The following is a 12,213-nucleotide window of genomic DNA, read 5'->3' on the forward strand; positions in this document are numbered from 1 at the left end:
TTGATATTGATATCGAGCCAGACAAGCTGAAATTAATTCTGCTCTTTTGGTTTCGCTTCCTCGCGACGATTGAAACCTGCAACCATATCAAAACGGAACAAACGGCATTCTAGTGCACCGTTGAAAAATGGCGTTTTGCGAGATTCTTTTAATCGCAACATTTTTGGTACAGTTAAATCGGCAGTGAATAAAAACACGCTCCAACCAGCAAAGCGTTGCTTCAATGTTGAACTGAATGCCGTGAAAAATTCTTTGGCCAATTCATCCGTTTCCAGCGTGCTATCACCACGGACACCGATACGCTCACCATAAGGTGGGTTAGTCAGTAACACACCTGGCTGCGTAGTCGGTGCTTTGATTTCTTGCGCTTCAATTTGCTTGAGCGGCACTTCAAAGCGGATACCGGCTTTGTTCAAGTTATTGCGGGTCATCACAACCATATCGCCAGAAATATCACTACCAAAGATACTTGGTTCAGCTGGTAACGGATTTGGCTTAACGCTTGCTTTAATCGCCTGCCACTCAGTCTCATCAAATTGATGGAATTTCTCAAAAGCGAATTCACGCTTCAAACCTGGCGGGATACCGGCGAGGATTTGCGCCGCTTCAATCAAAATGGTGCCTGAACCACACATAGGATCAAATAATGGCACACCGGGTTTCCAGCCTGCGGTACGCAACAAACCTGCCGCCAGATTTTCACGCAAAGGCGCGTCACCGGTTTCCATACGCCAGCCACGTTTAAACAAGGCTTCACCGGATGTGTCGAGGTAAATTGTAAAATTGCGCGCATCCATAAAACCAACGATACGCATATCCGGCGTTTTGGTATTCACCGAAGGGCGTTGGGTAAATTGATCACGGAAACGATCACAGATCGCGTCTTTGATTTTGAGTGTCGTAAATTCCAGACTCTTGAGCGGTGACTTGACTGCGGTCACATCCACGCGGATCGTGTGATGATAGCCAAACCAATCTTCCCATGGCTGCTCTAACACCAGATCATAAATATCGTTTTCATTGACATAGCTTGATTGCGCCATACGCATCAACACACGGGAAGCAATGCGCGAATGCAAATTGATGCGCCAGCTATCTTGCAAACTACCCGAGCAATGCACACCACCTGGTACCTGATTGTGTACCGACATCGTGCTACCAAGAGCAGCGATTTCATTCAACTCTTCAGCAAGAGCGATTTCCATGCCGCGTGGGCATGGACAAAAATAGGAATATCTTGTCATGGGGGAACCTTTTATCCGTTAAAAATCAAAAAACCTTCACAACGACGAAAGAGTCGTTACGATAAATAAATTACATCAACACAAATTGCCATTCAAAAAAAGGCAGGGGCAATCTCAGCGCAGGTTGCACCCGTCCTACAAAAGCTCGCTTAAAATGGTTTGACTACAACCATGATTAACACGATCAACAATAAAATCACGGGGACTTCATTGAACCAACGGAACCAGAAATGGCTACGTTGATTCACACCTTTTTCAAATTTCTTCAATAAGCTGCCGCAGGCATGGTGGTAGCCAATCAGCAAGAGCACGCAAGTTAATTTAGCATGCATCCAACCATTACCCGGTCCTTTGCCAATACCAATAACCAGCCACAAATATAAACCTAATGCTAGTGCCGGAATGGCTAAAACGGTCATAAAGCGATACAACTTACGCGCCATCAATAATAAGCGCTCAGTGGTTGCGGTATCTTTTTCCATTGCCAGATTAACGAAAATACGTGGCAGATAAAATAAGCCAGCAAACCAGGAAATCACAAACAAAATATGAAAAGCTTTAATCCAGAGCATCATGTACTTTCTGTACTTTCTGTACTTTCAAAAATTATTGACGGACTTCACCATGGCCAAATACCACGTATTTTAAGGATGTTAAACCTTCCAATCCCACCGGGCCACGTGCATGTAATTTGTCATTCGAGATGCCAATTTCTGCACCGAGACCATATTCAAATCCGTCTGCAAAGCGCGTCGATGCGTTCACCATCACCGAGGCCGAATCTACCTCACGCAAAAAGCGCATAGCACGCGTGTAATCTTCAGTAATTATCGATTCTGTATGTTTAGATGAATAGTCATTGATGTGGGCAATCGCTTCATGTATGTCAGCGACCACTTTGATCGACAAAATTGCTGCCAGATATTCTGTACTCCAGTCTGCCTCCGTTGCTTCGGCCAAATACGGATAAGTAGCCAAAATCTGTGCTGCTGTTTCATCACAACGTAATTCTACTTGCTTGCTAGCGTATAACTCACTTAATGCTGGCAAAACCTGCGCCGCAATACCACGTGCGACCAATAAAGTTTCCATCGTATTGCAGGTACCGTAGCGATGACATTTAGCATTGAAAGCGACGTCGATCGCTTTTTTCAGATCCGCTTTATCATCAATGTAGACATGACAGATGCCATCCAGATGCTTAATCATAGGCACCGTCGCTTCACGCATCAAACGTTCAATCAAACCTTTGCCACCGCGTGGAACAATCACGTCAACGTATTGTGGCATGGTGATCAACTCGCCAACCGCAGCGCGATCTGTGGTCTCGACAATCTGTACTGCATCTTGCGGTAAACCTGCACCTGCCAAACCTTCTTTCACAATCCTGGCAAGTGCCTGATTGCAATGGATAGCTTCTGAACCGCCACGCAAAATAGTTGCATTACCACTTTTAATACATAAGCCGGCGGCGTCAACTGTCACATTAGGACGTGCTTCGTAAATGATACCAATTACGCCTAAGGGAACGCGCATTTGTCCTACTTGTATACCGGTCGGTCGATATTTCATGTTTGAAATTTCACCAATAGGATCCGCCAGACTGATAATTTGTTCCAGGCCTTCTGCCATCGTCGCGATGGCTTTATCGGACAGGGTAAGACGATCCAGCATCGCAGCTTCCATACCAGCAGCTTTAGCGGCAGCCAGATCGAGCTCGTTTGCAGCACGCAAAGCGGCAGCGTCACGCCGTATCGCGGTGGCAATCAAGCGCAAAGCCATATTTTTTGTTGCCGTGTCAGCTTTAGCCATCGCGCGGGAAGCAGCGCGGGCATGCAAGCCGAGGTCATTCATGTAATGCTTGATATCCATGATGTCATTGCGCGAGGAAGTATTCCTCAGCGTATTCCTTTGCATATTCTTTGTATATTTTTTTGTGTTCTCTTGACACATCCTTCAACCTAGACGGAACGACAACCCGGAAAAAGGACAGCTCACATCTTTATTTCAAATGCTCCGCTATTTTTAAAGAAAGCATGACAAATATTATGCGGTTTTGCTGGTATCTTGTGGATACAGTCAACCCCAGCTTCTGAAACTAGGAGGCGCGCGCCACCCTGAGTCCCAATTGTAATAATGCATCCCAGGCATCACCTGCAAATGCTTTGGCGCGTAAACCTTTGACCATTTTATCGACTTGCGATGCTTCTTGCAGCGCAGTTTGCAAGGTCTGCAAACTTACTCTTCGCAGAGCCGGATCCATGAGTTTTTCACGCGGGCCCCAAATGCGATATTCTTTCAACAAGGCAGATAAAGGACGCCCTTGTGCCATACCAGATTTCAATTTAAGCAAGGTGCGAATTTCTTCAGCCATTGCCCATAATACCAAGGGCAAGGCTTCGCCCTCTCCTTTTAAGCCATTCAACATGCGTGATAAACGCGCTACATCACCACTCAGCATGGCTTCATTAAGTTTAAAGACATCGTAACGGGCAACATTTAACACCGCATCATGAATTTGCTCAAAACTCAATTTACCAGCTGGATGCAATAAGGCGAGTTTTTGGATTTCCTGATGTGCTGCCAGCAGATTGCCTTCAACCCGGTCAGCAATAAAATCCAAACTTTGGCGATCCGCGCTTTGTTGCTGCAAACCCAAACGCTGATTAATCCAATTCGGTAACTGAGCACGCTCGACCAATGGGATATCAATATACACTGCAGCTTGTTGCAGGCTGGTGACCCAGGCAGCTTTTTGCGTTGCCCAATCTAATTTTGGCAGCGTAATCAAGGTCAGATTATCTGGCGATAAGTTGCCAACATAATCCTGCAGAGCCTGACCGCCATCTTTGCCCGGCTTACCGGTAGGGATACGTAAATCAATGAGTTTTTTATCGCCAAACAAAGACTGTGACTGATTGGCCGCTAACAAAGCACCCCATTTAAAACTGCGCTCTACGCTCAAAATTTCACGTTCAAAAAAACCTTGCGCCTTTGCAACGCGACGAATTTTATCCGCCGCTTCCAGCGCCAGCAAATGCTCATCACTGGTAATCACATACAGCGGTGCCAGTGTTTTCGCCAGATGGCCATCGAGGGCATCGAAGCGTAATTGCATATCAATCGTCCATTTTCACAACCGAGAGGCGTCGCATAACTTGTTGCACCAGATCATTTTGCATATCACGGTACAAAGCTGCCTCTTCAGATTCTTTCGCCAACACCACCGATTCGTTAAACGTAATCGTCCGTTTTAATTGTATTTTTACAGGTTCCAGATATTCTTTTCCCGAAGCATTACGTAAACGGAAACTGAAGTTGTACAACAAGTTATATTCACGCACACGACCTTGACTATTCAGGGATAAGACTTGCTTCTCTCTGGAATCAAGTAGGACATCCATAATGACTTCAGCATCTTCGGACTTGGTCGTGACTTGCGTCTGACCGTTGGCTCGAATCTGGCGCCGCAACAGCGCACCAAATTCTGACGTTTCAGGAACACCGATATAAATGGAATGAAACGGAAAACTTACCGGTCCACGCAACTTAAAACCGCATGCCGACAAACTCATCAACATGGCAATCATCAGTAACCATGTCAGACGACGTGAAAAAAAATGACGCATGCGGTACGCTCCTGAAGTATTGTTAAGCAACGATGTTGACTAATTTTCCTGGTACAACGATGATTTTCTTTGGTGCGCCTTCGATGAAACGTTGGACGCTCTCACTTGCCAGCGCAGTCGCTTCTATCGTCGCTTTATCCGCATCCTTGGCAACTTTGATACTGCCACGCAATTTGCCGTTGACCTGTATCATCAATTCGATTTCATCTTGCACCAGAGCTGCTTCATCAACCACAGGCCATGGCGCATCGATCAGTTCACCCAATTCAGCAGCAAAGCCCAATTCTTGCCATAAAGCGTGAGTAATGTGCGGGCAAACTGGATACAAACCACGCAACAAGACGCTGAATGCTTCGCGCAACGCTGGCGCATAACCTTCTGCTTCCGACTTAAACGACTCAATCGTATTGAGCAATTTCATCGCGCCGGAAACCACGGTGTTGTATTGCAAGCGGTCGTAGTCGCCATCAATTTGCTTCAAAGTCAAATGCACTTCACGACGCAAAGCTTTGACATCTGCCGCATAGTTCGCTGGCGCAACGGTAGTGGTACCACCAGCAGCAATCGTGCCGGACAAGCGTAAAGCATTCGCCCACAAACGACGTAAATAGCGTGAAGCACCTTCAACACCACTGTTGCTCCAGGCGGCGCTTTGATCTGGTGGGCCGGCAAACATGGTGAACAAACGCGCCGTATCAGCACCAAACTGGGTGATGATATCTTTTGGTTCAACCACGTTATTTTTGGACTTCGACATTTTTTCGATGCCGCCCATTTGTACTGGCTGACCGTCGCTTTTCAACATCGCTGAAATCGGACGACCTTTGTCATCGTGTTGAACTTCGATTTCATTTGGATAGAACCAGGTTTTTTTACCATTGTCTTCTTCACGGAAGTACGACTCATTGAGCAGCATCCCTTGTGTGAACAAGTTTTTGAATGGTTCATCGATCTTCACCAGACCCAGATCGCGCATCGCTTTGGTCCAGAAACGGGCATACAGTAAATGCAGAACGGCATGTTCAACGCCACCGATGTACTGATCCATCGCCATCCAGTAATCATTGCGCTCATCGACCATTGTCTTGGCATCCGGGCAGGTATAACGCATGAAATACCAACTGGAATCGACAAACGTATCCATCGTGTCAGTTTCACGTTGCGCTGGTTTGCCGCATTTTGGGCAAGGCACGTTCAAAAATTCGGCGTGGGTTTTCAATGGATTGCCGGAACCGTCGGGAATACATTCGGTTGGCAAGACCACTGGCAAATCTTCGTAAGGAACCGGCACATCACCGCAGCATTCGCAATGAATGATAGGAATTGGCGTGCCCCAGTAACGTTGACGTGAGATACCCCAGTCGCGCAAACGCCATGTGGTTTTCTTTTCGCCCAATTCTTTTGCTGCCAGATCAGCGGCAACAGCATTTTTTGCATCATCGAAATACAATCCGTCGTATTTGCCAGAATTAATACAGACACCTTTATATCCGTATGAATCTTTCCATGCATCCGTAGAAAAAGTATAGAAGTCATTTTTTACGTCTGCACGTTGAGCCTGAGCAGGGTCTGTTAAACGCTTACTCCTATTAATATCGTCGGATAGTTCATCAGCTAAATGCGCTCCAATAACTTGCTTAATCGCGATATTGTATTTTTTCGCAAATGCAAAATCACGTTCATCATGGGCTGGCACACCCATGACTGCGCCATCGCCGTAAGTCATCAGCACGTAGTTGCCGGCCCATACCTCAACTTGTTCGCCAGTCAAAGGATGCGTCACAAACAAACCGGTAGGCAAACCTTCTTTTTCTTTGGTTGCCATTTCGGCTTCTGTGGTGCCGCCCGCTTTGCATTCTTCAATAAACGCGGCCAATGCCGGATTGTTTTTTGCTGCCAAAGTCGCCAACGGATGCTCTGCCGCCACCGCGCAGAATGTCACGCCCATAATCGTATCTGGACGGGTAGTGAAGACAAACATTTTACCGTCTTGCACCAATGCGCCAGATTCGTCAGTGATCTGATGCGTGAACGCAAAGCGTACGCCTTCGCTCTTACCGATCCAGTTGCGCTGCATAGTGCGCACTTGTTCTGGCCACCCATCGAGTGTTTCTATGCTGTTCAACAACTCATCAGCGTATTGGGTAATACCGAAGTAGTAACCTGGAATTTCGCGCTTTTCAACCAAAGCGCCCGAGCGCCAACCACGGCCATCAATGACTTGCTCGTTAGCGAGCACAGTTTGATCAATCGGGTCCCAATTGACGACCTGGGTTTTTTTGTAAGCGATACCTTTCTCGAGCATCTTCAAAAACAACCATTGATTCCAACGGTAGTAATCTGGATCACAAGTCGCCACTTCGCGCGACCAGTCAAATGCAAGACCGAGCGGTTGCATCTGCGATTTCATGTCTTCGATGTTGGCGTAAGTCCATTCAGCAGGCGATTTTTTGTAAGCGATCGCTGCATTTTCTGCAGGCAAACCAAACGCATCCCAACCCATAGGCATCAGGACGTTGTATCCCTTCATGCGCAGCTGGCGTGCCAGCATGTCATTGATCGTATAGTTACGGACATGCCCCATATGCAACTTACCGGAAGGGTAAGGCAGCATGGAGCAAGCATAATACTTGCCTTTCGGGAAACGCGGGTCGTTTTCCGTTGCCGTATAGGCATCAATTTTTTTCCAATGGGATTGCGCCGCTTGTTCGACGTCGGAGGGAGTATATTTTTCTTGCATGGCGTGACCGGAGATAGGTGCGAAAATGACTCAGAACCTTAGATTATAACTGCTTACGTGTCATTTATGAGCAAAGCCGAGACTTCACTTGGGTGTATCGGTAACAAATGAGATTTTATTGACGCCTTTTGACTGAGCTGCCGACATCAGTTTGGCGATCATTTCATAGCGTGTGGACTTATCGGCGCGTAATTGCAAATCAGGTGGAACCGCTTGCCGACCAGCGGACTCTAGCTTCAATTCTAGCGCTGGAAAGTCAATCTGTTGGTCATTCCAGTACAATAAACCTGCACCATCGATGGCAACGTGCAAAACATCGGCTGGTTGCGGCGCGGCTTTGGCCGCTGCCTTAGGCAAATCCAATTTAATGACAGGGGTCATCAAAGGGGCTGCAATGATAAAGATCACCAGCAGTACCAACATTACATCTACCATAGGTGTAACGTTGATGTCAGCCATGCTATGCATAGGCTTGGAAGATGAGGAGCGTTCGTTGAATTGACCAAAAGCCATGTTCATGTTCGCATTAATAAGAAAAGCACATTATTTCAACATGCATTATTCTCTTGTTGACGACTCAGATGCGCATGTAAGTCGTGAGCAAAACCATCAAGCTCGGCAAGGGTAATGCGGTTAATCCGGTTAAATGCATTAAAAGCCAGCACTGCCGGAATGGCGACGATCAGCCCAAATGCCGTCATGATCAAGGCTTCGCCCACTGGCCCCGCCAATTCATCAATTTGTACCATGCCAGCCATAGAGATGCTGGTTAAGGCATGATAAATGCCCCAAACAGTTCCTAGTAAACCAACAAAGGGCGCCGTTGCACCGATGGATGCCAGGATGGTTAAGCCATTTTCTAATCGTGTCGTTGCGCTTTGCAGTTCCTGACGTAAAGCCCGCATCAGCACTTCACTTATGCCACTATCAACGCTCAAGGTAGAGGCGAGCTGCTGACGATCAGCGGCACTGACGGCAGTTTCTGCCAGCGTCAGAAAGATTTTTTCTTTATCCCGTAAACGCAATAAAGCCAGCGCGTCGGTCATTGTTGGTGCCAGCCAAAATGATTTAATCGAGGGAGCGGCCTTACGTACCCACCAGAATGACCAAGCCTTGGACAACATCAAAGTCCAACTCAACAGGGACATCAATAACAGCAAATACGCAATCGCATGACCAAACTGATCTGACTGTTCCCAATAATGACTGATCGCTGCGTCCATAGAGGCAAATCAACGCAAGTTCAGCACATCGAACATATCAAACAAACCGCTGGATTTGTCTGCCAGGAAACGTGCTGCACGCAAGCTGCCATGAGCATAAGTGACGCGACTTGAGGATTTATGTGAAATTTCTACACGTTCACCAATACCTGCAAATAAGACCGTATGGTCGCCAACGATGTCGCCGCCACGGATTGTGGCAAAACCAATAGAAGATGGGTCGCGTTCACCCGTCACACCTTCACGTGCGAATACACCAACTTCATTGAGATCACGGCCAAGCGCATCAGCAATAACTTCACCCATTTTCAAAGCAGTGCCAGATGGCGCATCCACTTTATGACGATGATGAGCTTCAACGATTTCGATGTCGTAGCCAGTCGCAAAACTTTTTGCAGCCATTTCCAGCAGTTTTAACGTCACATTCACACCGACGCTCATGTTAGGCGCAAAGACGATCGCGGTTTTTTCCGCTGCGGCGGCAATAGCAGCTTTACCTGCATCATCAAAGCCAGTCGTACCGATAATCATCTTGATACCGTGCTCAGCACAGTAAGCAAGATGCTTCAGCGTTCCTTCAGGTCGCGTGAAATCGATCAAAAAATCAGCGTTTGCCAGTGCTGCCGACAAATCAGCTTCGATCTTGACACCCGCGGGTTTACCCAGAAAAGCACCCGCATCAACACCTAAAGCAGGTGAACCCGCCACATCGAGGGCACCAGTCAGTTGCAAATCATGATCTGCGCTGATCGCCTCAACCAACATTTGCCCCATGCGCCCAGACGCACCTGCTACCGCAACTTTTAATACTGTCATACCGAGTTCTCTTTATTTTTTATCTTTTTTCTTAGGATTGCCATCAAGATCGTTCAAAGATTCAACCTTGTCCAGCCCTAATGCTGATTCGGTAATACGCGCCAGATATTCCTTTTCAGTTGGCAAATTGCCGCCTTCAAATTTGGATACCGTATTATTTTTAAAATAAATTGTGACCAGACTCGTGACCTGTTCACCCTTAGGTTTGGTCAGGCGGAATGGATAATCCCAGCGATCTTCGTGAAACATATCGGTCAACAATGCTGTACCCAATACAAAGCGTACTTGTTCGCGCGTCATGCCTTCTTTAATCTGCGCCATCATTTCTTCAGAGACAAAGTTGCCTTGCTGAACGCTGATGCGATATGGGGAAATATAGCCCAAAAACTTTTTGACGCCTGTCGGGGTATACACTTGGGTGCCAATGGCTGTATTTGCCACCACGCCAGAATTAGCAGTTGCCCCCTGATCAGCCATTAGCGGCGATTTTGAGGCACAAGCAGTCAGACTTAACATGAGCGCCAGGCTTGTTAAACGCAAAGCTGGTGCTTGAATCAATTTCGAAAACAACAATCGCATAGGTACCCTCAGTAATTGAGCAATATGCCCTAAAAACCTATATCATAAAGCAGATAGCATTCTTTTGACCGAAAACATGACAAACAGCACTTCAAATCTCAAAGCAAGCGGGCTTAAAGCGACTTTGCCACGACTGAAAATCCTTGAAATCTTTCAAAGTAGCAAAGTAAGGCATTTGACCGCAGAAGATGTCTATAAGATATTACTGAATGAAAACATGGACGTAGGTCTGGCGACGGTCTACCGCGTGTTGACGCAATTTGAACAGGCAGGATTACTTCACCGCAATCATTTTGAAACTGGCAAAGCTATTTTTGAATTAAATGAAGGCTCTCACCACGACCATCTGGTTTGCCTTGATTGCGGACGCGTCGAAGAATTTTTTGATGCGGAAATAGAAAAAAGACAACACACCATCGCTTTAGAACGTGGATTCAAAATTGCCGATCACTCGCTGGCAATTTACGGTAGTTGCACAAAAGAAAATTGTGCGCACAAAGACAATTAAGACGAACTACCTGTATTAAAAGGGCGGGTGCACCTGCCCTTAAATCACAAATGAGTTTTTTATTTAATTTTTGCCACAACACCTTCGACCGTATCCAGAATTTTTTGCGCATTAAATGGCTTCAGAATAAAGCCATGTATTCCCGCTTTCACGGCCTCCGAAACAGTTTCGGAGTCTTTGCTTGCAGTCACCATTAATACCATCGCTTCTGGCAACATCTCTTTGATTTTTGGCAAAATTTCCAAACCACTAATCTTAGGCATGACCACGTCCAACAGAATGATGTTGGGTCTCAGTTTTAAAGCCATATCCAGACCCGTGCCACCATCCGTTGCCTCACCAACAACGTTATACCCCTCGCTCCGCAATACAACCCGTAGCACTTCGCGCGTAATATCGTTATCGTCAATCAACAAAATAGAGACATTTTTGTTCAACATAATATGACCTTTCTACTGACTCAACGCATTTGAAAGCAATTTGGCAGTAATGTCGACGATAGGGATCACCCTTTCATACGCCATACGAGTCGGACCAATGACACCCAGGGTGCCGACAATTTTACCGTTCACACCATACGGTGCTGTGACTATACTCATTTCGTCCATAGGCACCAATTGCGATTCGCCGCCAATGAAAATTTGCACACCTGTCGCCTTGCTAGATACATCCAACAACTGCATTAAGCCACTTTTTTGCTCAAACATGTCAAATAATTTGCGCAGTGAATTCATATTAGAAGACAAATCCTGCACATTGAGTAAATTACGCTCGCCGGAGATAACAACTTCTTCGTTTTGCTCCGCCAAAGCATCACTACCAGCTTCCACTGCCGCCTGCATGAGACTGGTCATGTCACTCTGCAACTGCCGCAATTCACTATTGATACGCAAGCGTGCCTCATCAAAACTTAAGCCGCCAAAATTCTGGTTCAGATAATTAGCTGCCTGCACCAGTTGTGTTGGCGTGTAATCCACATCGGTCAACAACAGTCGGTTATGCACGTCCCCCGAAGGAGCAACGACGACCAGCAAAATACGTTTTTCAGACAAACGCAGGAATTCTACCTGCTGAAATATCGACTCCGTACGCGGCGTCATGACCACCCCCGCAAATTGCGACAGCGAAGACAGTATTTGTGCCGCGTTCGCGATAATTCTTTGCGGTGGCTGCGTTAAAAACCCCGGCTGGAGACGAGAGCTTAATGCGGATTCATCAATTTCTTGCACAGTTAACAATTCATCGACAAAAACGCGATAACCCCGCGGGGTCGGCACACGCCCGGCAGAAGTATGTGGACTGGCGACAAAGCCGAGTTCCTCTAAATCAGCCATGACGTTGCGTATCGTCGCTGGAGACAGTTCCAGACCAGAAATTTTAGACAATGCTCTGGAACCTACAGGCTGACCGTCAGCGATGTAGCGTTCTACCAGAGCTTTTAATAACGTTTGGGCGCGGATATCAAGTTGCATAT

At 46.7% G+C, this 12,213-nt stretch carries 13 protein-coding genes; 1 reads left to right on the forward strand and 12 read right to left on the reverse strand.

Annotated elements, in window-relative coordinates; genetic code table 11:
- Positions 1-32 precede the first annotated feature (32 nt).
- The 10 genes from ACO0KY_RS04160 to ACO0KY_RS04205 form a co-directional block, all read right to left on the reverse strand.
- Positions 33-1,244 (reverse strand): THUMP domain-containing class I SAM-dependent RNA methyltransferase, encoded by a 1,212-nt coding sequence (locus ACO0KY_RS04160; protein ID WP_423044519.1) that lies wholly within the window; start codon positions 1,242-1,244, stop codon positions 33-35.
- A 149-nt stretch (positions 1,245-1,393) separates the two neighbouring features.
- On the reverse strand, positions 1,394-1,816 hold the full coding sequence (locus tag ACO0KY_RS04165; protein ID WP_423044521.1) for a CopD family protein: 423 nt from the start codon (positions 1,814-1,816) through the stop codon (positions 1,394-1,396).
- A 34-nt stretch (positions 1,817-1,850) separates the two neighbouring features.
- Positions 1,851-3,116 carry a glutamate-5-semialdehyde dehydrogenase gene (locus tag ACO0KY_RS04170; RefSeq protein ID WP_423044523.1) on the reverse strand — a complete coding sequence of 422 codons (1,266 nt, stop codon included), beginning with the start codon at positions 3,114-3,116 and terminating at the stop codon, positions 1,851-1,853.
- Positions 3,117-3,342: 226 nt separating this feature from the next.
- The gene (gene holA, locus ACO0KY_RS04175; RefSeq protein WP_423044525.1) at positions 3,343-4,362 is read right to left on the reverse strand and encodes a DNA polymerase III subunit delta; all 1,020 of its coding nucleotides are present in this window, start codon (positions 4,360-4,362) and stop codon (positions 3,343-3,345) included.
- Between the two features lies 1 nt (position 4,363).
- Complete coding sequence (gene lptE, locus ACO0KY_RS04180; RefSeq protein ID WP_423044527.1) at positions 4,364-4,873, reverse strand: LPS assembly lipoprotein LptE; 510 nt, start codon at positions 4,871-4,873, stop codon at positions 4,364-4,366.
- 22 nt (positions 4,874-4,895) lie between these two features.
- Entirely contained in the window at positions 4,896-7,613 is a 2,718-nt protein-coding gene (gene leuS, locus ACO0KY_RS04185; protein WP_423044529.1) for a leucine--tRNA ligase, read from the reverse strand.
- 84 nt (positions 7,614-7,697) lie between these two features.
- Positions 7,698-8,126: an ExbD/TolR family protein gene (locus tag ACO0KY_RS04190; protein ID WP_423044673.1), complete on the reverse strand. Its 429-nt coding sequence runs from the start codon at positions 8,124-8,126 to the stop codon at positions 7,698-7,700.
- A gap of 35 nt (positions 8,127-8,161) precedes the next feature.
- Entirely contained in the window at positions 8,162-8,836 is a 675-nt protein-coding gene (locus ACO0KY_RS04195; RefSeq protein ID WP_423044531.1) for a MotA/TolQ/ExbB proton channel family protein, read from the reverse strand.
- 9 nt (positions 8,837-8,845) lie between these two features.
- Positions 8,846-9,652, reverse strand: a complete 807-nt coding sequence (gene dapB / locus ACO0KY_RS04200; RefSeq protein WP_423044533.1) for a 4-hydroxy-tetrahydrodipicolinate reductase — start codon at positions 9,650-9,652, stop codon at positions 8,846-8,848.
- Positions 9,653-9,664: 12 nt separating this feature from the next.
- Positions 9,665-10,231: an outer membrane protein assembly factor BamE gene (locus tag ACO0KY_RS04205; RefSeq protein ID WP_423044535.1), complete on the reverse strand. Its 567-nt coding sequence runs from the start codon at positions 10,229-10,231 to the stop codon at positions 9,665-9,667.
- Between the two features lie 76 nt (positions 10,232-10,307).
- On the opposite strand from ACO0KY_RS04205, the gene fur reads away from it, so the two are divergent.
- The gene (gene fur, locus ACO0KY_RS04210) at positions 10,308-10,739 is read left to right on the forward strand and encodes a ferric iron uptake transcriptional regulator (protein WP_422991139.1); all 432 of its coding nucleotides are present in this window, start codon (positions 10,308-10,310) and stop codon (positions 10,737-10,739) included.
- 59 nt (positions 10,740-10,798) lie between these two features.
- Here fur and ACO0KY_RS04215 read toward each other — a convergent pair whose 3' ends face one another.
- Together ACO0KY_RS04215 and hrcA are read right to left on the reverse strand one after the other, a co-directional pair.
- Positions 10,799-11,179, reverse strand: coding sequence for a response regulator (locus ACO0KY_RS04215; RefSeq protein WP_423044537.1), 381 nt, complete (start codon positions 11,177-11,179; stop codon positions 10,799-10,801).
- Positions 11,180-11,191: 12 nt separating this feature from the next.
- Positions 11,192-12,211 carry a heat-inducible transcriptional repressor HrcA gene (gene hrcA / locus ACO0KY_RS04220; RefSeq protein ID WP_423044539.1) on the reverse strand — a complete coding sequence of 340 codons (1,020 nt, stop codon included), beginning with the start codon at positions 12,209-12,211 and terminating at the stop codon, positions 11,192-11,194.
- Between the last annotated feature and the right edge of the window lie 2 nt (positions 12,212-12,213).

Origin of the sequence: Undibacterium sp. Dicai25W, assembly GCF_049340505.1 — a bacterium.
In the GTDB taxonomy this organism is placed as follows: Bacteria; Pseudomonadota; Gammaproteobacteria; order Burkholderiales; family Burkholderiaceae_D; genus Undibacterium; species Undibacterium jejuense.